36 protein-coding genes are annotated in these 24,983 nt (G+C 56.0%); 19 read left to right on the top strand and 17 right to left on the bottom strand.

Features of this window, described 5'->3' with window-relative positions:
* Positions 1-69: 69 nt before the first annotated feature.
* The 17 genes from NKJ04_RS17550 to NKJ04_RS17470 form a co-directional block, all read right to left on the bottom strand.
* Entirely contained in the window at positions 70-1,359 is a 1,290-nt protein-coding gene (locus NKJ04_RS17550; protein ID WP_352676807.1) for a hypothetical protein, read from the bottom strand.
* Between the two features lie 2 nt (positions 1,360-1,361).
* The gene (locus NKJ04_RS17545) at positions 1,362-1,589 is read right to left on the bottom strand and encodes a hypothetical protein (RefSeq protein WP_352676804.1); all 228 of its coding nucleotides are present in this window, start codon (positions 1,587-1,589) and stop codon (positions 1,362-1,364) included.
* A gap of 123 nt (positions 1,590-1,712) precedes the next feature.
* A complete protein-coding gene (locus tag NKJ04_RS17540) occupies positions 1,713-2,003 on the bottom strand; it encodes a hypothetical protein (protein WP_352676801.1) in 291 nt (96 codons plus the stop codon).
* On the bottom strand, positions 1,975-2,370 hold the full coding sequence (locus tag NKJ04_RS17535; RefSeq protein WP_352676798.1) for a hypothetical protein: 396 nt from the start codon (positions 2,368-2,370) through the stop codon (positions 1,975-1,977). The genes NKJ04_RS17540 and NKJ04_RS17535 overlap by 29 nt, the downstream gene beginning before the upstream one ends.
* The gene (locus tag NKJ04_RS17530; protein WP_352676948.1) at positions 2,370-2,888 is read right to left on the bottom strand and encodes a glycoside hydrolase family protein; all 519 of its coding nucleotides are present in this window, start codon (positions 2,886-2,888) and stop codon (positions 2,370-2,372) included. Before NKJ04_RS17530 ends, NKJ04_RS17535 begins: the two co-directional genes overlap by 1 nt.
* A 1-nt stretch (position 2,889) precedes the next feature.
* Complete coding sequence (locus NKJ04_RS17525; RefSeq protein ID WP_352676795.1) at positions 2,890-3,240, bottom strand: DUF7940 domain-containing protein; 351 nt, start codon at positions 3,238-3,240, stop codon at positions 2,890-2,892.
* A gap of 66 nt (positions 3,241-3,306) precedes the next feature.
* A complete protein-coding gene (locus NKJ04_RS17520; RefSeq protein ID WP_352676792.1) occupies positions 3,307-3,942 on the bottom strand; it encodes a hypothetical protein in 636 nt (211 codons plus the stop codon).
* Between the two features lie 12 nt (positions 3,943-3,954).
* Complete coding sequence (locus tag NKJ04_RS17515; protein WP_352676790.1) at positions 3,955-5,553, bottom strand: hypothetical protein; 1,599 nt, start codon at positions 5,551-5,553, stop codon at positions 3,955-3,957.
* A gap of 50 nt (positions 5,554-5,603) precedes the next feature.
* Complete coding sequence (locus NKJ04_RS17510; protein ID WP_352676787.1) at positions 5,604-9,392, bottom strand: phage tail protein; 3,789 nt, start codon at positions 9,390-9,392, stop codon at positions 5,604-5,606.
* A gap of 15 nt (positions 9,393-9,407) precedes the next feature.
* The gene (locus NKJ04_RS17505) at positions 9,408-10,076 is read right to left on the bottom strand and encodes a hypothetical protein (RefSeq protein ID WP_352676784.1); all 669 of its coding nucleotides are present in this window, start codon (positions 10,074-10,076) and stop codon (positions 9,408-9,410) included.
* The gene (locus NKJ04_RS17500) at positions 10,076-10,786 is read right to left on the bottom strand and encodes a hypothetical protein (protein WP_352676781.1); all 711 of its coding nucleotides are present in this window, start codon (positions 10,784-10,786) and stop codon (positions 10,076-10,078) included. Before NKJ04_RS17500 ends, NKJ04_RS17505 begins: the two co-directional genes overlap by 1 nt.
* Before the next feature lie 32 nt (positions 10,787-10,818).
* Positions 10,819-12,444, bottom strand: a complete 1,626-nt coding sequence (locus NKJ04_RS17495) for a phage terminase large subunit family protein (protein ID WP_352676778.1) — start codon at positions 12,442-12,444, stop codon at positions 10,819-10,821.
* Positions 12,434-13,234 carry a hypothetical protein gene (locus NKJ04_RS17490; RefSeq protein ID WP_352676776.1) on the bottom strand — a complete coding sequence of 267 codons (801 nt, stop codon included), beginning with the start codon at positions 13,232-13,234 and terminating at the stop codon, positions 12,434-12,436. Before NKJ04_RS17490 ends, NKJ04_RS17495 begins: the two co-directional genes overlap by 11 nt.
* Before the next feature lie 187 nt (positions 13,235-13,421).
* Entirely contained in the window at positions 13,422-13,673 is a 252-nt protein-coding gene (locus NKJ04_RS17485) for a hypothetical protein (protein WP_352676774.1), read from the bottom strand.
* A gap of 2 nt (positions 13,674-13,675) precedes the next feature.
* Positions 13,676-14,758, bottom strand: a complete 1,083-nt coding sequence (locus NKJ04_RS17480; protein WP_352676772.1) for a Gp49 family protein — start codon at positions 14,756-14,758, stop codon at positions 13,676-13,678.
* Positions 14,759-14,796: 38 nt separating this feature from the next.
* Complete coding sequence (locus tag NKJ04_RS17475) at positions 14,797-14,973, bottom strand: Acb2/Tad1 domain-containing protein (protein ID WP_352676769.1); 177 nt, start codon at positions 14,971-14,973, stop codon at positions 14,797-14,799.
* A gap of 10 nt (positions 14,974-14,983) precedes the next feature.
* Positions 14,984-15,205 carry a hypothetical protein gene (locus NKJ04_RS17470; protein WP_352676766.1) on the bottom strand — a complete coding sequence of 74 codons (222 nt, stop codon included), beginning with the start codon at positions 15,203-15,205 and terminating at the stop codon, positions 14,984-14,986.
* 174 nt (positions 15,206-15,379) lie between these two features.
* Here NKJ04_RS17470 and NKJ04_RS17465 point away from each other — a divergent pair, with 174 nt between their 5' ends.
* The 19 genes from NKJ04_RS17465 to NKJ04_RS17375 all read left to right on the top strand — a co-directional run bounded on the left by NKJ04_RS17465 (position 15,380) and on the right by NKJ04_RS17375 (position 24,968).
* A complete protein-coding gene (locus NKJ04_RS17465; protein ID WP_352676763.1) occupies positions 15,380-15,634 on the top strand; it encodes a hypothetical protein in 255 nt (84 codons plus the stop codon).
* A gap of 584 nt (positions 15,635-16,218) precedes the next feature.
* Positions 16,219-16,554 carry a hypothetical protein gene (locus tag NKJ04_RS17460; RefSeq protein WP_352676761.1) on the top strand — a complete coding sequence of 112 codons (336 nt, stop codon included), beginning with the start codon at positions 16,219-16,221 and terminating at the stop codon, positions 16,552-16,554.
* Between the two features lie 143 nt (positions 16,555-16,697).
* On the top strand, positions 16,698-16,901 hold the full coding sequence (locus tag NKJ04_RS17455) for a hypothetical protein (RefSeq protein ID WP_352676758.1): 204 nt from the start codon (positions 16,698-16,700) through the stop codon (positions 16,899-16,901).
* A 448-nt stretch (positions 16,902-17,349) separates the two neighbouring features.
* The gene (locus NKJ04_RS17450; protein ID WP_352676755.1) at positions 17,350-17,562 is read left to right on the top strand and encodes a hypothetical protein; all 213 of its coding nucleotides are present in this window, start codon (positions 17,350-17,352) and stop codon (positions 17,560-17,562) included.
* A gap of 85 nt (positions 17,563-17,647) precedes the next feature.
* Positions 17,648-18,082, top strand: coding sequence for a hypothetical protein (locus tag NKJ04_RS17445; protein ID WP_352676753.1), 435 nt, complete (start codon positions 17,648-17,650; stop codon positions 18,080-18,082).
* Between the two features lie 114 nt (positions 18,083-18,196).
* A complete protein-coding gene (locus NKJ04_RS17440; RefSeq protein ID WP_352676751.1) occupies positions 18,197-18,664 on the top strand; it encodes a hypothetical protein in 468 nt (155 codons plus the stop codon).
* A 435-nt stretch (positions 18,665-19,099) separates the two neighbouring features.
* Positions 19,100-19,531, top strand: coding sequence for an NADAR family protein (locus NKJ04_RS17435; RefSeq protein ID WP_352676749.1), 432 nt, complete (start codon positions 19,100-19,102; stop codon positions 19,529-19,531).
* 342 nt (positions 19,532-19,873) lie between these two features.
* A complete protein-coding gene (locus NKJ04_RS17430; protein ID WP_352676746.1) occupies positions 19,874-20,053 on the top strand; it encodes a hypothetical protein in 180 nt (59 codons plus the stop codon).
* Entirely contained in the window at positions 20,050-20,223 is a 174-nt protein-coding gene (locus tag NKJ04_RS17425; protein WP_352676744.1) for a hypothetical protein, read from the top strand. The genes NKJ04_RS17430 and NKJ04_RS17425 overlap by 4 nt, the downstream gene beginning before the upstream one ends.
* A complete protein-coding gene (locus NKJ04_RS17420) occupies positions 20,220-20,558 on the top strand; it encodes a hypothetical protein (RefSeq protein ID WP_352676742.1) in 339 nt (112 codons plus the stop codon). Before NKJ04_RS17425 ends, NKJ04_RS17420 begins: the two co-directional genes overlap by 4 nt.
* A complete protein-coding gene (locus NKJ04_RS17415; RefSeq protein WP_352676741.1) occupies positions 20,555-20,884 on the top strand; it encodes a hypothetical protein in 330 nt (109 codons plus the stop codon). The genes NKJ04_RS17420 and NKJ04_RS17415 overlap by 4 nt, the downstream gene beginning before the upstream one ends.
* Before the next feature lie 176 nt (positions 20,885-21,060).
* Complete coding sequence (locus NKJ04_RS17410) at positions 21,061-21,273, top strand: hypothetical protein (protein ID WP_352676739.1); 213 nt, start codon at positions 21,061-21,063, stop codon at positions 21,271-21,273.
* A gap of 3 nt (positions 21,274-21,276) precedes the next feature.
* Entirely contained in the window at positions 21,277-21,483 is a 207-nt protein-coding gene (locus NKJ04_RS17405; RefSeq protein ID WP_352676738.1) for a hypothetical protein, read from the top strand.
* 3 nt (positions 21,484-21,486) lie between these two features.
* On the top strand, positions 21,487-21,966 hold the full coding sequence (locus tag NKJ04_RS17400; RefSeq protein ID WP_352676735.1) for a hypothetical protein: 480 nt from the start codon (positions 21,487-21,489) through the stop codon (positions 21,964-21,966).
* Positions 21,963-22,235, top strand: a complete 273-nt coding sequence (locus tag NKJ04_RS17395; protein ID WP_352676732.1) for a hypothetical protein — start codon at positions 21,963-21,965, stop codon at positions 22,233-22,235. The genes NKJ04_RS17400 and NKJ04_RS17395 overlap by 4 nt, the downstream gene beginning before the upstream one ends.
* Entirely contained in the window at positions 22,232-22,471 is a 240-nt protein-coding gene (locus NKJ04_RS17390; RefSeq protein WP_352676729.1) for a hypothetical protein, read from the top strand. The genes NKJ04_RS17395 and NKJ04_RS17390 overlap by 4 nt, the downstream gene beginning before the upstream one ends.
* Positions 22,472-22,637: 166 nt before the next feature.
* Positions 22,638-23,453, top strand: coding sequence for a hypothetical protein (locus tag NKJ04_RS17385; protein ID WP_352676725.1), 816 nt, complete (start codon positions 22,638-22,640; stop codon positions 23,451-23,453).
* 986 nt (positions 23,454-24,439) lie between these two features.
* Complete coding sequence (locus NKJ04_RS17380; RefSeq protein ID WP_352676722.1) at positions 24,440-24,715, top strand: hypothetical protein; 276 nt, start codon at positions 24,440-24,442, stop codon at positions 24,713-24,715.
* A 25-nt stretch (positions 24,716-24,740) separates the two neighbouring features.
* A complete protein-coding gene (locus NKJ04_RS17375) occupies positions 24,741-24,968 on the top strand; it encodes a hypothetical protein (RefSeq protein WP_352676719.1) in 228 nt (75 codons plus the stop codon).
* Positions 24,969-24,983: the final 15 nt, after the last annotated feature.

Below are 24,983 nucleotides of genomic sequence, written 5' to 3'. Positions count from 1 at the left end.
ATCGTTTAAAAATCGGGTTAAATATAATTGGGCTATTTTCTTCGAAATGTCACGCCCGATTTTCTCTCATCATAGCGCTGTAGGCGGAACCAGATGAAAGCGATGATCAGCCGGTTGATCAGAACCATTCGGTGAACCGAGCCCGCTGCCCCAGCGTGGGGTGATGGATGAAGCACTCAACTGCCTGGCGGTTGACGTAGCCATTGCGATCGTGCCAGCCATCCGGCGCCGAGGGGACCGGACATATTCGATGTTCAGGTTGTGGCCCTCGGTCATGGTGTGACCGGTGATATGGGCCGTCATGCCGTTGTGATCTTTCTCGCGCAGGAAGTGATATTCGCCCCTGGTCTTCCGGTCCTTGTGGTGAATGTGATGCAGGAGCCAGTAGAGGTTGAGGCACTCGGAGATGTGCTGCCGGGCTTCCTTGACCATCAGGCCGTAGAGCTTCTCTTCCTTGGCGCCGTCACCGTGGGTGACACCGAACAGGTTGCGCTCGAACCGGTAGTATTTGCGGTGCGCTTCCGAGAGGTTGTATTCGGTTCCCCTGACATTGGGATTGTCCCGCAGGCGGGCCGCAACCGTCTGGGAGAGCGTCCAGCCGAGCAGCCAGTCATGGTTCGACATGCAGTGGATCAGATCGACGTCTGCCACCTGGGAAGCTTCCCGAATGGCGATCTCGAGCGCCGAGGCGGCATCCTTGAAGCCCTGGAAGATCGTGCCGTCAGAGTCCTGATAAGTGCCGCTTGTCGTGGTCGTTCGGGAGTTGTCGACGTGCAGGATGTCGTTGCCCAGCACGAACAGGATTTTGCCGACGCCCATGGGTTGAGCCATGCGAATGAGAGCCCTGGTGCCCTCGATAACCCGGTGCCGAGCGACCTCACGATTATAGACGTGGCCGGTCTCAGACTGGACGCATAGCTTCAGGAAGTGGGCGTCAGCCAGGTCGATCACCATCAGGTGCTCGCCATAGGGCGGGCTGATCCGCGGAGGCAGCAGGAGCTTGGGACGAGGCGCTTCGGCGACGGCCTCACGCATCAGATCGAAGACCGACATGTCCTTGCCGGACTGGGGATTCTTCACGAACAGCGAGTAGCCGTTGCCCTCCCCGTCTTTGACGATCTTCCAGAAGTGGGAGAGGTTCCGTGGATCCTCGATCCCGCCGGCCATTGCCGCTTCCAGGATCTCAGGATGGTGGTAGTCGAGGATCTTGTTCAGCGCCCGGCCGACTGTCTCCTTAGAGCAGCCCATCAACCTGCCGATCTCGGACATGTTGGGAGTGCCGTCTTTCTTGCGCACGGTCTCGGAGAGCGCCCGGATCTGTGCATAGATCTCGGGCGACTTGCTGTTCGGCTGGGCCATGATTAGTGGCCCTTGATTGCTGTCCAGAGCAGGCCGAGCCCGCCCAAGGTGATGACGCCGACGGCAGCCATCAGGGACTGACTCTTGATCTTCTCGACTGCACCCCGCTGGCGGCGCAGGTGCTGCATGTCAGCCTGAAGCTCCAGGGGCTCCTTGGCGTCGATGCCTAGCTTGATGAGGGTTTCAGCTACCGTCTCCGCGACGATGCGGCGGATTTCAATTTCGTTCATGGTTCCAATTTCCTAAAAACAAATCCACATAATCGTTGCCGGATTATGTAGATAATTGCAAATCATTTTCGACCAGCGATTGCGGAAATTGGAAAGCACCGCTGGCTATTATCTTAATAATATTTACTTAATAATCAAAGGCGCCTTTGCGTTCTGATTGACCGTCAGGAGCTCTGCATATTTCTTGAAATACTCAGCACAGACGATGAGCTTTGCATTGAGTTTGCTTGTCACCCGACGCTCCCGACGAAGGAGGATCCTGGTGTCCGTGACCGTGTCGAGCTTGGCGTGCTCGATCGTCTCCTCACACCATGCCGGCCAGGGAGCCAGATTGACCCCGGCCTGGATCCTGCCGATCGTCGTGCCTGCCTTGTTGAGGCGGGCTTTAGTCTGGCATGCTGTCAATGTCGGCATCGTCAAGAGTGCAACGGCGACCAGCAGCTTCGAGAGCTTGCGCATATTTGGCGTCTTCCTGTTCGTTCAATTTCTCGGCCGCTGCATCAGCGACATTGCGGGCATTGATCTGGATCTGGAGCCAGGCTTGTGCAGCATCCCCGGCCAGCTTCTGACGCTTCAGCTCCTCGATCTGTGCATTGGCGGCTGCGAGCTCGGTGATGTGGGTGTAGCTGTCGACCGCCTTATCGACGGCCGCCCTGATCGAGGAACTCTTGTCCAGCTGCCACCAGGCGAGCAGGATCAGAACCAGGAACAGGGGAATCGGGATCGAGATCTTGAGGACGGGCCAGACCCGTCCCCAGAAGATGGCGAGAGCGATCTCCATCAGAGACCGCTCCTGCACAGCTCAGCTTCCCCGATACGCCGGGCATCGCCATTGCCGCGACGATTGGCTAAGCCTTGGACGAACTGACCATTGGATTTAACGTAGACGGTCATGGCAATGCAGGCTTCCTGGTACTTGCCTTGACGGGTCAGCTTGGCTGCCGTCGACAAACAGGCGCCGGGCTTCTTTGGAGTGCCCGTCGGTCCGAAGTTGTAGGCGCCCGAGATCAGCATCCCCTGCAGGGACACCGGCTTCTTGTCGAAGTCGGCAATGCACTTAACGAGGGGCTGGTAGTAATCGTTGTAAACGCGAACCAGGAGGATGTCGTAGCACTGCTCCCTGGTGAAGCGCATGCCCGGCTGAACGGGCTTTCCGTTGATCCGGGTCTCGCCGTGGCAGATGTCCCAGATCTTTGCGTAGCGATCCCAGTGCGAGGAGAGAACCAGGCCCTCCCAGGGGATGATCAGCGTGTCGACTGCGAGCTTGACAGCAGGCGGGAATTTACCCGCCTGAATCATCTCATGAACGGTGACGGTTGTGACCTTTTCCGGTGCCGAAGATGCGGTCCAAAAAGTCACGGCAGCGCTGAGCAAGGCTGCGGCGATGGCGTATTTTCCGCGCCTGCTCGCCTTTATGTTTTTCATTACCATGAGTTTTTTCCAAATGCAGATACGGCTGGGGTCTAACCCGTGCCCAAACGGCGCCGACGAGGATGAACATGGTGATGAGCCGGAATGCTTCGGGAGAAATCCCGAATGAGTTCTCATCGAAAAAGGGCAGCAGCTGTTCCAGAACCTGAAAGGCAAAAGCCAGATAAATCAGCCTTGCGCTCCAGGCATGGAGCAAAATTCGCTGCCACCGCTCGACCATAACCTATTTTCCTTAAAATGCGTATAGTCGTTTTTATCTGATTATGAAGATAATGGCAAATTATTATCAGCTGAGGACCGACTGCCAGTCGACCATTGGAGGACCCAGGAGCGAGTCCGCATCGAAATTGGCGTTGACTGTCCTCTTGGATCCGAGACGCAGCTTCTCAATGCCGGCCGAGATACCCCTCCATTGGTTCCGGACGGTGATGATCCGGGCCGCGACCGATGCCTTATCGGAACCAGTGATGCCGATCTCCGCCATGATATGAGGCACCTGCTCATCAGCGATGTCGAGATTCCCCTGAACCAGGAGCGCTTCCTCGTATTTCTCCTCGTAGGTCATCGACTGTCCTGAACCGGGGGTGATGAATCTGGAGCGGAAAGCTTCGGCCTCCTCGTCGATGATCTGGCATAGGGTAGCCTGCTGAGACGAGATCTCGGCTGATCGATCGACCACAACCCTGCCGGCGGTGCCGTCGTCGGGGACTCGGTCGGAGACCACAAATTGGAAGGATCCGTTCGTGTAATAGTCATTCTCCACGACCCGGAAATCATAGGTGCCGGTATCCGGCAAATAGACGGTAGTGCCTGCCGGAACCTGGACAAGTCTGCCCTTGAGCAGGAGATCTACAGCCTGGTCATTCTGCAAAGTGATCTCATTAGGGGAAATGGTCAGGGGAAAAAGATTGATTTTGGTCATAATAATTTCTTCTCAGAGGCTGGTGGGGATACCGAAAACATAATAGCGAACGCCCACGATCTGATGATCGAAACTGGATGAACCGCCGTTGAAGGTGTACGGATTATTGCCGCCTGACCACAGATCGAGATGAGTCTCGTCGATGATGTTGGCCCACGTTGAGTAACCAAGAGCCCTGCCTGAATTAGAACCGGCGTTGATACCAACACCGTGCATGCCCCATACAGCAAGGGGTTCGTTATAATCACTGTTTACAGACGTGTCGGCGTAAATCGCCCCCATCTTAGGGAAAAGCAACATACCATTTGGGTTCGGGATGACTAAACTACGCTTGCGTTCGCCTTTGAATTTGGGCGTCGACATAGTGTCTGGCATATCAGTCGCGTTGTAGTTTAAAAAACCTTCCGCCAGAAGAGGTATGTAGGTCAACCTTGTGTCGACCATGATGTCGTCCAAGTTCGGGGACACGTCGGAAGACCCTGGTCGTTTAATTTGGATGTAACTCCCCACACCATCAGTACCCGTCAATAGGATTTTCTTCCCCCCAGTGGTTGGGAGCTGTCCCGCATTGGCGCAAACCATGTAACGGATAACGATATCCATGTCGGCAGTGCTGGTGATCGTGATCGTGTTACCGGACACGACGTAGGTGAAGCCCATCTGCTGATTTAGATTAAGGCTGTCGATGTATGGCGGGCTCCAGTATTGAAACTTCTCGGTCGCCGTCGAGCCAGCGCGTCTGACGATATGGTCCATATAAGTAGTTGACGGCAGCTGAAAGCGCGTCGTTATGGTAGCCGTTCCTTTAGACGAAACGGCGATCTCCCCCGCCGCCAGGATTTTGGCAGGGATGCGGTCTTCGTGCAGAAGAAAGCGCTTCGGATCGGGGTTGGTCACGGTGTATCCAGGCAATGCAATACGAGCCATCCCATCGCCGATGCCGCTGAAATCCCCGTCTATCCTAACTATTTCTTGTCCTGAAACAGGTGTACCGGAATAATCTGGGATGCCATCGCTCATAGCCGGCAGAGCAAAGACTGTAACCAGAACCCGTGAACATGGCACAGTTGCGGCGGAATCCGTGACATACACTGAGAACGCGGGTCTGTTGTCAACACTGATGTTGGAGCCGGTATTATATGCCTTCATCCAGCTGTTGCTGATGGTGGTGTTGTTATCCCCACCACTCCTAGAATATATCTGTCCTGAACCAGAAACCTGGCCTGTCGTCGTGTCAAGACGAGGACCTATGAACGTGTTCTTGTTCACAAAGTCCGTCACACTACGGCCCTCACACAATGGCATGTAAGGCAGCCCGTATTTATTGGCGAAGTAGGACGGAAAGAAGTACCAGCGTTGGAATTTTGCCCCCCCGCTATGCCAACTTTCAATCATCCTCTCGCAGGTGTTTTCATTGGTTCCAGCGGGCAGGAAGAACCTGTCCGGGGAAGGAAACGTCGTGCTCCCGTCAGGATAAGCGACGAAATTGGGCTCGACTGTGATGATGTCGAGAATGAAACCGACCTTGTTACCAGGCTGCTCAGAGTTAAAAGCGAACTTGCCTGTGTCTGTATTAGGTGTCGTGCGAGGATCGTCGGTGTTGTTCTTCATTATTTTGACAACACCAGTGCTGCCTATTCGCCCTATTCCAAGTGTTGGCATCATGGCACCTTGATCGAGATGAAACCGTTGGTGAGATCGATGATCATCGTCCCGGCAGCATTCTGAAGTAGACCGGCTGTGACTGTGCCCATGTTGGCACTCAGGGCCGAGAGCGAGGTCGTGGAGATGTTGCCGGCACCGATCTTGGTGATAGCGCCGGCACTCCACGGAGTTGCCTCCGTCTGGTTGGGCCGTGCTTCACCCAGAAACATGTGCGTCCACCAGCCATAGCTATCAGTTTGACCCACCTGTGTGGGTTGCTTTCGGAAAAACACCCGGAACCGGGCTGCGTTTGCCGGGGCTGTGGCGAACAACAGCAGACGGGTGTAGCCCGCCAGGCTAGATTGACCGCTTGTGAGTACGGTCATCTGACCAGTGCCCACGTAACTGATATGGGTGCCGGTCCCGTCCAGGAACTGGTAATACATCTGCATCGTGCAGCGATGGGCTGCCGCATAGGCAGACAATTCGAAGCGTTGCCCTGGAAAACAGGAGAGCCACTTAATGGCGTTTGCCACATCGACCATGTTCAGATCGGCATAGTAAGTCTGGTTGGCCCCATTCTGATGAAGCTGAATCGCCCCGCCGTATGGCGTGTAAATATCGGTTGCTCGGATTGTAAGCGGATCATGGTCGCCACCGCTGGACATAGACCAGCCGGTAGTGCCAGCGGCGTGATCGGTGTTCTCCAGCATGTTGGCGGCGTTGCCAACAGTGATCTTGTCAGCGGTGACAGAGCCAGCAGCTATTTTCGTAGCCGTGATGGCACCATCGACGATCAAGCTGGCGTTTACCTTAGCCCGGAAAGACAGCCCGCCGACGAAGGCATCTTGGGTCATGCCATCGCGCAGTATGTAGGCCCGTACCGTACAAGTTCTTGCGTTCGCCGGAGCCGTGACGGTGCCCGACAGGTTGAGCAAGGTGTTGGCTACCAGAGCGGCGGAAATGTCGTTGATGGACAATGCCGCGTTAGCGGCATCATACCAGGTCGCGCGGACGATGACACTGCCGCTCGGGGAAGCCGACAAGGCTTGCCCCTGCACTAGGTACTCACGGCCAACCTCGACCGGAAGCTTGATGGACTCAAGAGATGCCGTGTAGGCGGTCAACGGCGTCCCGCCATAGGCGTATTTAGCGTAACCCTTCGAACTGAAGGTGCTGCCCACTGGCGAGGGGACGATGGTCCAGCCGGCACCAGACCACGCAGCCGCAGCCTGAAACTGCGCATCCGGGATCATGTTGGTAGCATCAGACAGGACGAGGTGACTGGCGTTGATCACGCCGGCCGCAACATGCGCTGCGTTGACTGCGCCGGCCTTTATCTGAGCCGCGTCGACCGTTCCGGTCTTGATGCCCGAACCGTCGATAATCGTCCGGCCGTATTCGGTCACTAGGTCCGTGCCGCCCTTGTAGGCGGCCAGCACAATGGCGTTGGGCGCCATCGCTGTGACGATCGACGTCGAGCTCTGGATCGTCGTGCCGTCCTTGACCCAGTAGAGGTAGAGCGTCCCGGTCGACCAGGTCGCATTGCCGGCGGTGACGGTACGGGTGAAGATGTTCCCATCATCCCCGATGTAGGAGATCTTGCCAGCCGTCCAGGAAACCTGGTTCGCAGCCGGGCTGTTGTGTTCGAACTGCAGCCCTTCCCATTTGACGTTGCGATTGCCGATGACCAGCTTCTCAGCTGAGACCGTTCCGGCCGAGATCTCCTGGCCATCGATCCTCGTCTCGTCACCACCCTTACGCCAGTCGGCCAGGGTTGTGGATCCAGAAACCGTTACCTTGTCGGCCGTGAGGGAGCCGGCTTCGATGCGGTCTGCATCGAGGAAGCCGGTCGTGATCTTGGTCGCATCGAGGTCTACGATCTTGGCATCGGTGATGACCGCGTCAGCAATCTGGATCGAACCGGTGATGACTGCTTCATCAGCCACGAGCTGGTTGGCGCCGATCGTCTGGGCAATGATCAGGCTGCCATCGATCGGACCACTGGACCCGCTGACATAGGCGTTGCCCTCGGTGATCGTCAGGTTTTCATCGCCCTTGTAGACCGCCATGACGGTGCCGTGGTCGGTGAACACAGTCACCAGGGTGTCGGCGAACCGCAGCGCCGTATCGCCCTTGACGTAGTAGATGAACATCGTCCCGTCGGTCCAATTCAGAAACCCCGCCGAGATCGCATTGGTGACCGGCTCGCCACCAGGCTGGCCATAAGAGATGTTGCCGGCAGACCAGGTCAGCCGATCAGGGGCGCCGTCATTGGGCGTGAAGTTGACACCGTCGAAGACGAACTTTGCTTCCTCCGGGACGGCACCTGTGGTGCCGGACACAACCGGGGAGAGCCCGCTGAGATTGCCGGACGTGTCCACGGCCTGGAGCCAGTAGAAACGAGTGGCGCCTGTGTCGAGGCCGGTGCGGGCCAGCTTCTCGCCAAACACCTTGTCGACCAGGGTAGCCGTGGTCGAGTCGTTGACCGCGTTCTCGTAGACCTCGATGTGACTGAGATCGCTGTCATTCGGATTGCTCCAGCTGACCCAGAGAGAGCTGAGACCGGCCGTGACCTCCAGATCGGTCGGGATTGCTGGCGGGATCGTATCCTTGGCGGCGACATGCTCGATCGGATCGGTATAGCCGCTGTGGTTGCCGTTCTTGTCGGAGGCCCTTGCCCGGACCGTATAGGACACGCCAGGCTTGATCACCCACTCGTAGCGGTTGGTGTTGGTCAGGAACCCCACATAGGCGCCGGCAGCCTGCTTGATCTCGAACGTGTAGCTCGCCAGGTCAGGCGCAATGTTGATGTCGCAGGATGCGATCAAACGTACCTGCTGCTGGCCATTCTCCAGCTGCTCGACCACGGAGTCGACAACCAGGCCCGTGGGAGTGGCCGGCGGTTCGTCGTCGACTGCCCCAGAGATCGGATCACCGGGGTAGCTCGGGTAGGCAGGATCGTTCGGATTGCCTGTGATCTCGGCATAAGAACCAGACAGAACCCAGGTGTTCGGGTAACCCACCTTCTCCAGGGTGGCGGTCTCATACTGCCGAAGGACCAGGGCATCCCGATAGGTCTTGACGATGACGTCGGCGCCGGCCGTGATGATCAGCTTGCCTAGGCCCATGTTGAGCAGCTTGATGGTCGAGTCGATCGGGATCTCGGCGATGTCGTTCGGCATCACCATGAGCGTCTTCTCGCTCTCGTAGGTGAAGTCGAGACGACGGTTGATGTCGGAACCGGTGAGCGTGTGAAGAGGGTCAGCGATCGTCTTGCCGGTGAACAGGATCTGCTGTGGGATGACCCTGACGAACGCCAGGTTCGACGCCCCGATGGTGATGGCGCCCTTGTTGGCGCAGACGAACAGGAGCCCGCCATTCAGGTTGCCGTTCTCGACGAAGACCAGCATGCCCGACATGACTTCGGGGCTCTCGTCCGCATCGGAGACGCGAGACCAGGCTCCTACCGCCGACTGCCACAGTCCGTTCTTGGTTCCGTCGATCTGGTCCTTGACGAGGACGCGGCTGTTCGAAGTGACCTTGCCGTCGATGAGCTGCTCACCGGAGAGCGTGATGTTCTCGACCGTGGCGACATAGCAGCTCTGCTTGAACAGATCCGGCTGCACCGGAATGGTGGCAACCGCATTGTCGATCAAGGTCTGAACGAACCCGGTCGTTGCGACCGACTGGTCGCTGTCGCCCGCCGTAGGCGTCGGAGCCTGCGGGTTGCCTTCAAAGATCGGGTTCTGGGTCGGTGCCTTGGAATCGAGGCCGACCCGGTCTGCGGGGTAATAGCGAACCATGAGGACTACCGATGATTACCAGGTGAGCTGAGCATCCAGCGAGGTGGACGTGCCACCGCCGGCGATGAGAACCCGGACCTGGCCGGACGTCAGCGGAATGCCATAGACCGACTCACTGGCAGACGAGACCACTGCACCTGCGATATCGGTCCAAGGCGTGACAGCGTCCGGACGCCACTGCAGCTGGATGCTTGCACCGTCGAACGTGCCCGAGGCAACCAGCGCATAGGTGCCGGCAACGATATTCACCGCGGCGATGGCCTGGTTCTCGACACCGATCAGCTGGTGGAACTGCGGGAGCGAAGCAGGAGCCAGAACACCAGCGCCCACGAGCTTGACGAACTTGTGGCCCTCGGAACTCTCGGCGCCGATGTGGATGCCACCGGTGAGGTCGCCTGCCTTGGTCGGGTGGAAGCTCACCTGGAGCGCAAGCGTCTCGCCGGCGAGGACTTCGACGAACGGGACCGAGGCCAGTTCGAAATCACCGACGACAGTGATGTCGGTGACGGCGACGTCATCGGTGCCATCGTTCTTGAGCAGGATGGTGCTCTGGTTGGAGTCGGTGTTGAGGACCGTGTTGCCGAACGTAACCTCGGCCGGGTACATCGTCAGCAAAGCCTTGGGCTTGCCTTCGAGGAACGGCTCGATGCCGGTGCAGGGCGTGAAGGAGGGCAGAGAGACCATTAGACGAATCCTCGCTGTTCGAGCTTGTTGTGCGATGTGTGGACGGATTGGTTCGCCAGATCGCGCTGCTCAATGTCGAGGCAAATCGCTTCGTAGGCCGACAGGTACTCCTGTCCTTTTATAATATTTTCTTGGCCGTTCATATGGCAATATGTTTTATAACCGACGTAATTTTGAAGCGCGCTTTCCAAATAAAATGGAACGTCGATTTCCTGATCCAGGATCTGCCCAACCCGATCGTCCAGCACCGGGTGCCGGGCCTGGTAGACAATGGCAACCCGCACACCGTCTTTCGGGTTCCCGATCTGCAGGACGGACGGCTTGGGCGTGAACAGCGACTGCGGATTGTCGATGTCGTTGAGCGGGAACTGGCAGCCGGTCACGTCTTCGTAGACCGCCAGGATCCGGATCACGTCTTCCTTGAACGGCTCCTCGGGAGTGTCGATGATGTATCGATGACGAACACTGCCGCTGTCCGAAGTCACGGCGTATTCACGGATCAGATGATAATCCATGACATGCGTGGTCTGTTCGAGGATCAGACTGCGCTCCTTGAGCACAAACCGGGAAAAGATCCTGAGCAATGCCTCGTTGGCATACTGGATCATCTGCGGATGCTTCTCCTCGGCAAGGACGCCATTGCCCTTGTTGATCGCGAGATTCGAGAGTTCGCCAAACGCCAGCCGGCGGAACAGGTCAACGATTTTCATTAATAATCACCTAAGAAAATCAGATAATATTATCAGACGACGTAAGAGGCAAGGGCGCTTGGTTCCTCCCCACGCTCTTCGTCGTGGTCCCAAGACGGTCCGCCGCTGTGTCCCATCATCGGCGCCTGTTCGCTTGGCTTCCATGCGTTCATGTACATTAACATGGAAATCGTATCGATGCAGTCGTCTTTCCCCTTCAAACCATTTTTGGTGGCCATTTTTATTTGCTGATAAAAATGCCCAAGGATTTTCGAAGTTTTCCACTCGGTGGGGAAATACATCTTGCCGGCCTTGAACAGAGGCACGACCAGGTTGAACCTGGCGAGCTTGTTGATCAGAGGACGGATGCCGGGATCACCGGACTTCTCGGATGAGGCAAAGCTGAACCAGATGTTCCGGATCAGCATCTCGCCCTGCAGCCATTTGATGAATGCCTTCTGCTGGCCGGACACTTCGACGCCGACCGACTGGGGCTTGTATTTCTGAACCAGTTTGAAGAGCTCATCGATCGACACGTCCATGGTCGTGCGTTCGCAGAAGCCGTCGACCCAGAACCAATCCCCGTTGTGGTTGTGCGCCCACACCGAGATGACCGAGAAGTCGGCCGTCTGCTTGTCGGAGGTGGCGAAGTCGGTGGTGATATAGAAGTTGAACAGGCTCTGTCGATCGAGCAGCTGCACGCGCGAGTATTCCCGGATCTCCTTGTCCTGGACCAGGCGCTCCTCGTCGGAGGAGATGCGCAGCATCAGCTCCTGCATGAAGCCTTCGACCTTGCCGTTGAGGACGGCGTTCTCGTATTGCTCGACGATGAACTCGTAGGTGAAGCGGTCTTCCCAGGCGCCGACGAACTCTTCCTTGGTGCAAGGGAATCGCTCGCACACGGGCCAGACGTTGACGTCCCAGGCTCCGGATTCGACCGCCTCGATCAGGATGTCTTCCAGGTTGAAGGGCGTGCCGTTGAAGATGGTCAGCCGGCGGACTGGATCGAGCGCGTAGTTGATGCCCTTGTGAACCGTGTCCTTGATCGACTGCATCGAGGCTTTCGACTTGGCATCGTCGTCGGACACCAGGTCATCGAGCACCGCCAGCTTCGGCCGCTTACCAAAAATCTTGGTGCCGCGGATACCGGTCTTGGCACCAAACATCTTGATGCCGAAGCGTTTGCCTTCCTTGTTGGTGAACTCGATATACTGGTCGGTGAAAGTCGCCTCGGGCAGCCACTCCTTGAGGAAGTCACTGTTTTCGTAGCGGAACTCCAGATTCTTCCTGGCCGACTTGACGCCGTTGTCCATGGAGTCGGACACGTAGATCATGCTGTCGAGTTCACCGAACCCAGGGAGGTAGCCGAACACAGCGATGAACGGAGCCAGGTATTCGAAGAACAGCGTGGTCTTGGCCGCGCCACGGAAGCACAGGTTGGCGATTTGTTTCGCCGTTCCGCTGGCCAGTTTGTCGAGCATCTTCAGATGCACGGCAGGCGTTTTGTGGCTCTCGCCCTCGGCGCCATTCACCAGCTTGATGAAGTTCATAAAGACGAGGCTGAACTCCGACGGCACATAGGAGCCGTCGTTGAGGTGGCCATAGTCGACTTCATCCAACCACTCATCGAGCTTCTTCTTGATGATGACGCGATCGGAGAGCTCCAGCCTATTCGACATCGGTCGCCTCGACCTTGTTGATGAGGCGAGAAGCCGCGACGTCGATGGTCTTCATCGTGCCTTGCTCGATCAGGTCGCGCTGCTGGGAGGCAAGCCTGCCCAGCATGTCACGCATCTCCTTCATGCCCGAACTCTCGGCCTGATTCAGGTTGATCTGGAAGTCACCCTTGGGCTCTGGTTTCTTCAGGTGGTTGAGCAGTCCGATGGCAGCGTCGGCCTGGACCTTCTCCGAGTTGGCGCTGACCATGAGCGTGGCCAGCTGGTTGATCGCCTTCTGGGCCAGGTCCTGGTTGAGCACCCAGGTCGGAACCAGGGATTGCTCCATGACCAGGTTCACCAGCTTGCCGCGGTGGAAGGCCGACACGTAGGCCGAGATGTCCTTCTTGCTGGCTCCCTTGGAGAGCAGCAACGAGTACCGGGTCGGGAACGTCCGAGCGTAAGCGTCCTCGTTGCTGTGCCCCATCAGCTTGTAGGACACATAGGCGACGGCGTTGATGTAGTCCTCGGTCTTGAACTTGCCTTCCTTCAGGATGGCCGAGTAGCCGATGAAGTTGTCGCGGATGTTCTCGGCTACGATCGGATCGGTCGAGATCTGGTTCAGCGTGTCGACGATCCCCTGAGTGACAGATGCCCGGAGATGCTGCGGCAATGCACGCTTGACCTCGTCCTGCGTAAGCGGAACCAGGGAAGAGGGAGCCGGGGCCGGAGCAGGTTGCGGCTGCTGGACAATGGGGGCGGCTGTGACCTGGGGCTGTTGCAGCGGCGGATTGTCAAAAAGGGATTTGGTCATATTATCTCTTGCCTGAAATTATTTTTATGATAATGATTATCACATTGTTAGTCGAATCGCATTTTTAAAATCGTTTGAGTATTATCTTTTAAAATCCCCTCGCCGCGTTTTGTGGGTTTCCGCGCGAGGGTTCAAGGGCCGAGAGTTTCGCTGTTCTCCTTTCCGGCGTCTCTCGGCCCTTTTCGTTTCAGATCACCAAGCCCCGGAATGCTTCCTGCACTCGTGCAGCCCACTCCGCCTTGGGAAACGACGAGGCGTAGAGGAAAGCGATCAGCTCCCCGACACCAAAACCGCCGCGGCAGCCGCCCTCAACCAGGGCCTTCTGCTCGCCATAGACGTGCCGATAAACCTCGTATGCCTTGAGGGTTACGGCTTGGGGTGCCTTGCCGCTTCGGCCTTTGGCGTTGACCTGGATCGGGTGCTGCGCGACGTCGCTCATGATCAGCCGGCGTCCCTGTTTTGGAACTGCTGAGCCTGCTGTTGCAGAACCCGCCCGTCAGCTGCGGCCGCAATGGAGTTGGCTCGGGCCACACGCTTGGCGAGCGCATGCTTGTAGCCTTCCATGTGGTTGACCTGGACGTAGATGTCCTTGCGGTCGGCGTTCGGCAGTCGTGAGAAGGCATCGGTCCGGAGGAAGACTTCGAGCTTCTCGTAGCGGGCGGTCAGCTCGGCGAGCTCAGCCTTGGCACGATCGAGCCAGGTCTCTTCCTTGACAGGGACGCTGAAGATGGCGTCGTACTCCTGGACATAGACCTGTTTGGTCTCTGTCTTCCAGTCGGGGAGCAGCGAGGTGTGTCCAGAGGCGATGATCTTACTTGCGTCGATCGTGGTGCTCGCCTCGCCGGTCCCTTCCGCGCTTGCGGCTGCCGGCTGCGCCTCTGCCGCGCGCACGGGCCGGTAGGCTCGCTCGAACACTTCCTTGGGGGACCAGCTGGCATAGCCCTGCATGCCGGGGACGGCGGGGTTGCGTTCAACCCGGTCGGCGTATTCGACCAGGTAGCCTTCGTCGTTGTTCTCGTCGGTGGGCATCTCCCAACCGCGCAACTCATTGTAGCCGATCCGATCCATGGGGATCGCGTGAACAACCTTGGTGCCAATATAGGTGGTGAAGCCTTCAGCCGCCTCGACCGGGGATCCCCCAACCAGGCGCTGGTCGCGGGCCATGCGGCTCTTCAGCTCGTAACCCATGAACGCCCAGATCTTGTTGGCAGCGTCAGTGCGTGCCAAGCGGCGGCCGATCTCCTCGTTGAAGTTCTTCGGGTCGGCGCATGCGCTGTGACCGGTGACGGTGAAACCGTTCCGGAGAACCAGGACACAAATGGTCAGCAGCTTGCATGCCTCGGGCATGTCAGTGCTGCCGGCCGGGATTGGATGATAGGCGCCCGAGTCGACGCCCTGGCCGAAAATGCCCTGCGCCGCAGTGAAGTAGAACTCGTCGACGATATTCTGGTTCAGGGCTTCGAGGGTGATGCGTTCGCCCTTGGCGCTGTCAACCAGTTCCTGCTCGGTGACGTGCTTATTCATAGAGATGTTCCTTGATTGAATAGGGGATGGCTGAGGGATCAGTGGCCGCCGGCGGCGTAGTGCGCCCGGAGACGATCGTCTTCGACCCAGTGCCGGGCCTCGTCGAGCTTGGTCAGCGCCAGGCTCTTTTCCCGGCTGTTCTCCAGCTCGCGGATCGCCCGGCTTGCTTCGTTGATCTTTTCCTTGGCGGCTTCGTATGCGCTGTTGCTGCTCATGACTTCAGCCTCAGCCCGTGATGCCGTCAGGGGCGGGGGCGATGATGTGGTAGTCAACGCTCTTCTCGCGGATCAGGACGTAGCCCTCGTCGCACTTCAGGCGGACGTAGGTGCCCTTGGCGTCCCATTCGGTGACGTTGCGTAGGTTCAGATGGTTGCCTGACTTGAAGACGGTCTTGCGCTTCAGTTCGAGGACCTTGGGGCCGACCTTCGGCTTGCATGCTTCATTCATGATTATTTCCTTGCATTATCAAATGGGGTTTATAAGATAATCCCGTTAGGATTTAGACCACCATTAGTTAGATAATGCAAGGAGATTTTAAATGGCTGATTTTATGGTATATGGCGGATACGCCCTATTCGGGCTGCTCGCCTACATGATCGTGTTCCCTGGGAGCCGCTGGTAATGGCCGAGATCAAACTGCTCGACCTGTCCGATCAAGAGGTGGCCGACATCGTCGGGGACAGGGAACCAATGGAAGAGATGACCATCGGCCTGGACAACGGTCTCGTGCTGCCGGTCGCCATGATGCTCGACAAGGATGGCAACCCGACCGAGATCCCCTTCGATGCAGTCACCCTGCTCGCCGGCTCGGCCGAGCTTGGCTGGTACGAAGTGGACGTCGCCGAGGGCTCCTGGCTCTCGCCCACCTTTCACTAGCGATAGTCACGATAGGCAACTCTCCAGGGAACCAGTCCCAGAACCCTTGGTAATCCTGGCGATTTGACAAGCTAGGATTATCTTCCTACCCTAGTGGCATATTCCGATTCGGTGTGACCCACCCTCCCCCTGTCTAGTTCCCTATCCCCTTCCCTTTGGAAGAATGAAGATAAGGAAACGACGGACGGGCGAAGCTATTGGTAAATCCCAAGGGATTCACCCGGGCTTAGGGCTAAAGCCCATTCAATCAATATTAAAGTTAATAATTACCTCAGTGATTTGAAAATCATTAAGGGATTTTCTGCGCTATATTTTTTGATAACCCATTACCAGATTATAAGCGTGATTATCTTTGGTTCCATTATCGCTCATTATCTGGCACATTATGCAGATAATATTATTTATATAATCGGGTTAGGGGAAATCTGATAGCTACGTCCTGGTGTGCTATTCACACGGGCACACCTGCCCGGTGATTAAACTACCCCCCGGTGTCTTTGTGTCTCATCACACTGCACACCCCCGCTTCGCGGGTTCATGGCGTTCATCCCATCATCATCACTCATCAACGTGGAGACATCATCATGGCTACTGTTCGTGGATCTGCATCGTCCTCAATCATCTCGGTGCTCGGCACCGTTAACGCATCAGCTCAGTCCATTGCCAAGGTCATCGAGGCAGGATCTGACAGCGTCGACATGCTTACTGCCTTCATCACCAAGGCCAAGGAAGAGCAGCGCAAAGCGCATCTGTTCGCAATGAAGGACTACGACGACAACCTCATCCATGAGGCTGCATTCGCCAAGTCCAAGCGTGAAGCTACCCTGGTCAGGGAACTGAAGCAGGATGCTGAACTCGCAAAACTGTATCAGCAAAATCATGCTGAATACGCTCAGCTTCTGGCTCCGCAGGGAGCCTAAAGCCTAACTGGATCTGGGCTACGGCCCAGGTCCTACCTATTTTCAGGATAGTATTATCTAATTATCCTGTTAATCCCACAAGATAATGTGGAGCAGACCATGCTCCATTATCCTATCAATCCTCACATCGCTGGAGACTTCCAATGGCCAACCATGTTGCCCAATCGATGCCACACGACTATGTCGTCACCGTCTATTCGAGCGATCCTATCGCTCAGCTCAACCACCAGGCATATGGCTCTCATGCCATTGTCGACGATCAGTTCGACCACTTCATGGATGATGACCAGTTCATCGGCCATGACGGCAGGCTCGCTCCCATCTGGGAGATGACCAATGCCTTTTAAGGATCGTGCTCCGCTCGACTTCAGTCTCGATCTCGACTTCGAATGCGAAGAAGCAGTCGCTCGAGCTCGCAGGAACATCCGCATTGCGGATTCTCACGATGAGTCCGCAGGACCACGACTGAGTGAGCGTAGCGAACGATGGAGTGAGCCAATGGATCTCCCATTCGGGCCTCATCCGTCCTGGGAGCTCGCTGAGATCGTTCTGATGGCATCACTTGCCTTCATCGCCGCCTTTGGCGGGACGTGGATCTATGACCACGTCATCCGCTGAACCAATGAAGCAGATCACACCGGTCCCCTGTCAGCACATCGCTGACTACTACGAGCAGCGCTGGCTAGGCCAACGGTGCATCGCATTCAACCTGCTTCGTAAAGGCTACGCACAATGTACAATCGGCCTGATCGAGCGTGGCTTCAACAACCTCTACGGTCGGAAGGCAGACTGCAAATGAAGATAATCGCCGTCGATAATCTCAATCGTGAGTATATCGCTGACAAGCACATTCTCGGCGGTATTCCTAACGCCAGCGAACACCAAGCCAAGGCACAGGAGTTCTGTGACTGGGCAAACAGCTTCGGCTGCAGTGATTTCTACGGCATGTTCTATCGTGTCGTCGAGAACGACTATCGCCTCTCACGGGGCATGGAAGATCTCATCTAGCTGATCTTCCATTGCTTTCTTCGGTTCGCGCTTCGCGCGTTCTCGGACTTTCATCATCAACCGCCAGATCAAGGAGCTACCACTCATGGCTATCGACTTCAACGAAATCCGCAACAACCGTAATCCCCAGGCTGTCGGCCGCTCGATGCCTTTCGGCAACCAGACCGATCCGAACGAGAAGCCGAAGGCTGATCGTTGGCTGAACGTCGGCTACGAGGTTACCACTGCCGAAGGCGTCGAGTTCATCTCGCTGCCTCTCGGCCAGCCCATCGACACCATGGACGCGGCCAAGATCCGTGGCCAGAACGTCGAGTTCGTCAAGAAGATCTCGGCCCAGAACCAGCTGCTCGAAATGCTTCAGCAGCTGCCGCTGGAACCCGGCGAAGAGCAGACGCTGAACCTCGTCGTCAAGATCCGTCGCGTCAACAAGCCGGTTGCGATCGCCCAGGGCCAGAACGAGTTCGCCTTCAATCCGGCGCTGCTCCTGAAGCGTCCGGAGCTCGCCGACGCGGCCGAGTAACACCGACCCAAGCCCGTATGTCCCCTCAATCGGGACTGGGTTAACGAGGGAGAGCGAAGGAGAAATCCGTCGGCTCTCCCTCTCAAATTTCACTCCTGATAGGGGACCAAGAACATGCTGAAGTATCTCACCTTTTCGCTGGCTATGCTGGCCATTCTCACCTCGTTCTCATTCCCTGTTCAGGCCAAGGTCGCCACCTGGGAACAGGTTGGCAACTGGTCCGTGTTCGGCAGCACGAACAGCAACAGCTGCTATGCCACTGTCGAGTATCACAGCGGCCGCACCCTGATGATCGCCTTCTCCAAGGACATGACGAGCTTCATGATCATGGGCCTGCAGGTGAACCCAGGCCAGACCTACAAAGCCGTCGTTACGGCTTCGACTGGTGCTGCTGGCGTCATGGAAGCCTTCGCCGGCGATGCTCAGAGCGTGGCGTTCATGGACGTCAACCAGGAGACCATCAAGGCTCTCGCCAATTCCCGCGACATCTACATCCAGGGTCTTGGCACATTCGAACTCACCGGCTCCAAGCGTGCAATGGCCTCAGCCTGGCACTGCTACGAGGCGCTGAACAGCATCTGAATCCGGCTTCGGCCGCACGATACCCAAGTGGAAAAAACAGCCACCAACACAGGGGACTAGCATGAAGCTTTAACTGCATCGCCTACCTGTCTACCGGGATCCATAGGATCAAGACATAGCGCCCTCATATCGACCGCTCATTCGGGCACACCTGGCGCACCGATTATCAACTAAATCATCTCGATCGCACGCCGACAAAGTAAGTACGGGCTCTTCCTCCAGTCGGGCCGCCGTACGTGTAAGGTATCGTGATCAATCTATCCGCTGAATGCGGGTCCTGCCCATTGGACCTTAAATATGGCAGCCCCAGAGGCTCAAACCGTGCGTGCCGCTGCTACGGAGTGCAGCACCCACTACCTCGTACCTTGAGGAGGCGTTCCCATCTGACCGGGAGCGCCTCCTCCTTTTTGAACGTCGATAGACCAGGAGAGAACCATGAAGGAAATCAATGCGTTTCAGGGAGACTATCGCTGGCTGTCAAACTTTTGGCATGCACCGATAGTCATCGGCGGATGGACCTGGGAATCCAATGAGCATGCCTACCAGGCCGCCAAATCCCTCGATCCAAAGGACTGGCAGCTGATCCAGAACCAGCGATCGGCCAGCTATGCCAAGGTCTACGGGTCCAAGGTAACGATCCGCGAGGATTGGAACGACATCAAGCTCGCCGTCATGGCTGAGCTGACCGCGGCCAAATACGACCAGAACCCCGATCTGAAGGCCAAGCTCATGGCCACCAAGGGCGTGATGCTGGTCGAAGGCAACCACTGGGGCGACACATTCTGGGGCGTCGATCTTCGTGTCGGGGGCTCAGGCATGGGCCTGAACCATCTTGGCCGGATTATCATGGATTATCGTGATCGATAATCTTTAAAAATAATCAGGAAAATGCCTGTGGAAAAGTCGAAAAAGTAGGATGGAAATCCGACTCGATTTCGACCTACTAAATACCAAATTCCCATTTTCGAGAAAATCGGCGTAGGAGCGCCTAAAACCCATGGACTCTAATTTTAGAAGCATTGCAGCGCTTGGAGCCCTGGCTGCCTTCGCTTCAATAGGCCCCCTCAACTATGAGCCGCTCGATCAATACTCGATCGCACCGCGGCGTCGATTCAGCACCGGCAAGCCGATCAAGGCTCATGCCGATCCCAAGAAGAAAGCTCAACGCAAGGCCCAGGGCAAAGCCCGAGCCAAATCGAGGAAATAACCATGACCGATCTAACCAGAGCTCAGCTCGAATGGATCCAGCAACAATGCCTCGGCCCAGCAATTACCTATGCCTCCTACGCTGCAAGAGGAGGGCTCAAACCCCATGAGCTCGAACGCTACAACACGCTGATCAACCCTGCCATGGACGGCCTGGCCAAGCTGGTCGAGCAAGCCAAATGAACAAGCGCGAGATCAAGAAGCGCATCTACCTCACTGGCATGAAGCCCAACTACGAGGTGGTCTGCAACATGCCTGGCTCGTGGGTCCGCTGTTACCCAAGCAGCACCAAGATCGGCAACACCATCGTCCGTGCCCTGCGCGAGCTGGCCTACCAGGAGAACCAGAAATGATGAACGCTATCGAAAGCATCGTGGCCGAGCGGAAGCGCCAGATCGAAGGCTACGGCTGGAACGTAGAGAAAGACGATCAATACACCGAAGGCCAGCTCGCACGAGCAGGGGGGATCTATGCGCTCGTAGCCGGCGCAAATGCCACCGATTATCGCAATGCCATCGGTGGTTACAGCATGAATGACTATCTGCGGACTGTGCTCGACCACTATTGGCCATTCGACCGCTCTTGGTGGAAGCCTACCAACCGTCGTCGAGACCTGGTCAAGGCAGGTGCCCTCATAGTTGCTGAAATCGAAAGGCTCGATCGAGCCAAAGCAAGAGAATCAAAATGAGCGAACCAATCACTATCGGTATCAAGACCATGAAGCTCAGCGACAATCGCGAAGAACACTTTGTGTTCGTCAACCGCGGCGGCCGAGAGATCACACCTCACAGATACTCTGGTCCTTTTCTGAATCGGGCGGAATACGAGGTTGCCGAGTGGAAGCACGTTCTGCTCGGCTGGCCGAAACCTGATCTGATGGATCCCAAATATGCGGATCCGATTGAGATCGGAAAAATGACACCCCAGGAGATCCAGAAGCAAGAAGCTTTGGTCTCCGAAATGGCCGCCCTGGAGGAGCAATTCAAGAAGGAACTAGTCAGTGGAGAAGCCTGAATATTACATTCTGACGCCAGTCTATCCTTTGAAACCTGGTTCGTTTGTCAACGCATCTGTTGGCACCTGCCAGCTATGCGGAGGCATCGCCACCGGTATGGGCGGGTCTAGACACGACATATGCATCAAGTGCGCTGAGATCGTGATCTCAGGCAGAGCCGTAGGAGCAATCGTTCATGAGCCCGAAAACTGAGAAATTCATAGTCGGCTTTCTAGGCACGATACTGCTCGCCGGCGTATGCCTGGCAATCGTGGCCCTCGAGATCTGGATGTTCGAGACGTTCGGCTTCATCCCAGGTGTGATTATCTTGATAATCGCAGTCGCCCTGTTCGCTGGCTTCATGCATGCCAGCACACCCGCAAAAGCCGAAGAGCCATCCGCGGAGTGAGCTATGGTCAACATAGTTCACTTCGTAGCCTTCACCGAAGAGCAGCTCCGCAAATGGCGCTGCGTCTTCGGGGATCCCGGCTACATCCACGAGAGATGGGACGTAAGAGCCCACCAGGAATTCCTGGACGGCGACACCATCATCTACGCCAACAACACGCCGCGGCGCATCGAAGATCGCGCCTTCTTCGTCGGCCTTTCAAAGGACTGAACCATGCCCAAATACACCTTCGTCGCCGATGGCGAGCCCAGCTTCTACGGCGTCTACAAGGACGGAAACTGGTTCGCCAAGATCCAGTTCAACGGCGAGATCACCGTCGCTCATGAGGAAGTCTTCCTCGCGATGATGGCAAACACAGCGGCCACGCTGGATGCCATGAAAAGCCTGATCAGCGACATCGAGAGCATGCAGGAACGAAAGCAAACCTTTCCTGAGCAATTCGGGCCATTCATTGCCGTCGACGATGAACTCGCTGAAGGGCGGATCAGCATCGAGTGGCCCAACCTGGCCATCTCAGTCGAGACCCTGCAGAAGGCGATCTTTAACCTCAACACCGACCGGCATATCGAGGGCGAGCTCACCAAGCGAGCCATCATCGACGCCAGCAGCAGGCCGAAATGCCCTGTATGCGGGGAATCCCAGTTCGACACGCCATCAGGCAGATCCTGCAAAAATGGCCATGGTGGCGCATGAGCGACGATCATCATCGTTTCTGCCGTATCAGCTACTGGAAGCGCAGCAGTGAAGGGCACCTAACCTCATCCACATCAACGGACTGGGACGAATGCGTTGTCGGCCCAGTCAGCACCTATTCACCCTACGGTGAACAGCGCTTTATCAACGGAAAGGGTGGTCACGCTGCCTACCAGAGAAACGCTCTCGTAGCGCTTCTCCAGCAGGCTTATGAGCGGGGCAAACGAGACAAGCTCACCACAATCAAAAACATGCTGGAGATACCATGAACATGAAGATCACCTTCATCTATCTCAACCACCGTGGCGAATCTTCAGATCGTACGATCGAGGTCGACTCAGTTGAATTTCATCGCAATCCAGCATTCGGTTACCAGCCAGGCTGGTTCATCTCGGGATGGGATGATTCACGAGCTGCTCGCCGAAGCTTCGCACTCAGCCGGATCTTTATCCCGGAAGACGATGCCAACAATAAGGTGTTCCGCCTGGTGGGGCTGAAAGCCTAAGCAGATGCCCTGGATCAGATTGATTATCCAGATAATCACCACATCATTATTGGTGATTCAAAAAGCAAGGTCGCTCAGCAATGAGCGGCCTTTTTTGCATGCTCCACCTGCTACCACACGCTTCCCGTTCCTTTTGGATCTGGAGCCAGAAAAGGAGACGAAAGGCATGATGGAATTCCAGATCGAGATCGAGAAGCTGTTCCACAAGAACCAGCTGTTTCCCAGGATCCGAGGCGAGTTCGTCCAGTGCAAGGAATTCGATTTCGAGCACTATATGATCGACCACGAGATCAACGTCGAGTTCGGCTTCGATCTCCTGGTTCAGATGGTCTTGCACAAGCGGGCCGAGCTGCCGATTCTGGTCGGCACCCTGCGCAAGCATTTCGGCGACGACTGCCAGCGGACTGCCGACGAATTGGTCAAAGCCAGTGAGGCTGACCTGGTCGACTGGAACCCCTTCACCAGGCAGTTCGTCATCAAGTTCGGCATCTCGGCCGACGTGCAAGAGGATCTGGATCGCTACCAGTATCCCCTACCTATGGTTGTACCGCCCAAGGAACTCACCAGCAACAAGTCCAGCGGCTACTACACCAGCAAGGACTCGGTCATCCTGCGCAACAACCATCACGAGTTCGACGTCTGCCTGGACCACCTGAACGCGGTCAACCAGACCAAGTTCAAATTGAATCGACAGGCCGTTGAGACTATTAAAAACAAATGGAAAAGTTTGGATAAGCCAAAACCAGACGAAGAGGCGGGGGATTACCAAAAACGTGTGAAGGCATTCGAAAAGTTTAATCGCAGTGCTTTCGATGTCATGGACCATCTCGGTCTAGCCTCAGAAGGAGAATTTTATTTTACCCATAAATTCGACAAAAGAGGCCGCACATACTGTCAGGGATACGTGTGTAACTACCAAGGTAATGCTTGGCAGAAGGCTATGATCGAATTTAGCAATCAGGAGATTATCACAGACGAATGAAACAATGTAAGGACTGTCAAAGGACTATCCCTATTACCGAGTTTCATCTAAGAAAAAGTAATAGGGACGGGCGAAATACAATCTGTCGTGAATGTTTCCGCACGAAATATCGGAGAAGTGATCCAATCCGCGTTTTTCGGAACCTGTACAACGACCAACTTCAGTCATCAATCAAACGAGGACATCCTGCGCCTAGCTATTCTCTGGAGCAGTTTCTCACATGGTTGGATGCTCAACCTGAGCTCCCAACACTTTGGAGTAACTGGGTTAAATCCAAGTTTGATAAAAACCAAAAACCTAGCGTTGATCGGAAAGACTGCAACAAGCCGTATTCTCTTAGCAATATCCAGTTAATGACGTGGCAAAAGAACCAATTAAAGGGGGCAGACGAGGCTAAACTCGGCAAACGATTTGATAATCAAAGGGCCGTGACCGCATATCGTCTAGATGGCTCCTTCTATCAGACTTTCGTCTCGATTGAAGAGGCTGCTCGGCACGTTAATGGGCGGCCATTCGGCATTCGTAGCGTTGCCGAGGGCAAGCCGCTTAAAAGCGGGAAAGGGAACATCTATCTGCCACGGACTTATAAGAATTTTCTGTGGAAATGGGCATGAAAACCCCCTAGCAAATCAAGAGATAATCGCCTAGCATTATCTCGTTGATAATCAGGAGACGGAAACGATGGTCCGCTTCACGCACTTTCAGATCCCTCGAAGTAGGATCGAAGTCCCTCCTCCTTATGGTTAGCTGACCCCAGCCTGACCGACTACGCCAAGCCCTAGAGCAGCCCCATTCCGGGGCTGTTTCTATTTTGGAGATAATCCCATGAAAAACTGGAAAAATGGTCGAGATGACATTGGCCCCCCACTTGCGCACACGGATCTCCGACCCTGCATCACCAAGATCGGCATAGGCGGGGTGGCTATCGCCATACTGCCTGGCCCAGCAATCGTCTCGGTCCCGTCAAGCTACGGAGAACGCAAATAATGGTCTATGTCGACATAGACATCGACATCTGGCGGTACGGCAGGAACCCCAACGGGAAGCTCGACAACCAATATCTTCGGAACAACTACCCGTATGTCGAGCTAACTGGCCTACCCAAATTCAATAAAAATCAAGTCAAGACGCTCGAGATCCTCAAAGATCATTTCGAACCAGACCACAACATGATGTATCCATTCATGTTGAGGCACAGCTTCGTCTTCTTCCAGGAACACGAACAGGCCGAACTGTTTCGCGGGCTGCTCTACGTCTACTGAACCAAAGCCCACGAAGGAAAACTACATGACTGACAATGTCGTGGATTTAAACGTAATCACCACCCTGGATCTCAACCCCGACCGGCTGTTGAGCAAGGCAATCGGTCAGCTCGACCGTGTGCTCATCATCGGCATAGACAAGGCGGGTGCGGAGTATTTCGCATCGTCGATCGCCGACGGTGGCTCAGTCCTATGGGACATAGAGCGTGCCAAGCACAATCTCATGAAGCTCGCCGACGCATCAATCGCTTAACCATTCAACAGGAGC

The organism is Mesorhizobium sp. M0618, from assembly GCF_040320765.1.
Taxonomy (GTDB): domain Bacteria; phylum Pseudomonadota; class Alphaproteobacteria; order Rhizobiales; family Rhizobiaceae; genus Mesorhizobium.
The sequence above is the reverse complement of the archived record's forward strand: the minus strand, read 5'-3'. Positions and strand labels throughout refer to the sequence as shown.